General features: G+C 63.7%; 1 protein-coding gene. It reads right to left on the bottom strand.

Annotation, left to right across the window (positions count from 1 at the left end; translation table 11 throughout):
• Nucleotides 1-174: 174 nt before the first annotated feature.
• Nucleotides 175-590: tellurite resistance TerB family protein (locus ACR0C6_RS22045; protein WP_480621319.1), on the bottom strand; the 416-nt coding region annotated here is incomplete at its 5' end.

Here is a 590-nt window from a genome sequence, read left to right as displayed (position 1 = left end):
CGCGATATTCACCGCCGACGTGGATCATCGCGCCACGATCCCACGCGCGCAGCGTGAACGCCCGGATGGTGCACGCAGCTGGAACAGCAGATCACGGAAATTGCAGCGCGCCTTGCTGGAGCGCTGGGGGGCACTTTACGGAAGCTGAAACCTGAAACCGGCCTGAAGCAGGCGTCAGACAGTATGGCGCGCCCGGGCCCCGCGCTCGATCGCGGCCGCGTGCAGGCGGTCGATGTCCAGCTCGTACCGGATTTCTTCCAGCAGGCGCAGTTCGGATTCGGCCAGCGTTCCGTCAGCGGCAGCGACGTCACAGGCCAGGGCATAGGCGGTTTCGTTCAGGCGTTCGGGCAGGTTGTCCCGGATCAGGCCGAACAGCGCATCCAGCCCGTCTTCCTGTTCGAACAGGTCAAACACGACCTGCGACACGTGGCGCATCCGGTCGATGTCGTACCCGGCGAAAACCGGCAACATGTTCACGGCGACCTCGATCTTGACCAGCTCGGCGGTTCGGATGGTTTCGTCGGAGGCCGAGATCGCAACCATGATCGCCACAAGGCAATCCTGTGGGGACATCGGGTGGGGAACTTGCT

This window comes from Ruegeria sp. AL12 (assembly GCF_056540885.1).
This window is presented reverse-complemented; position numbering and strand designations above follow the sequence as displayed.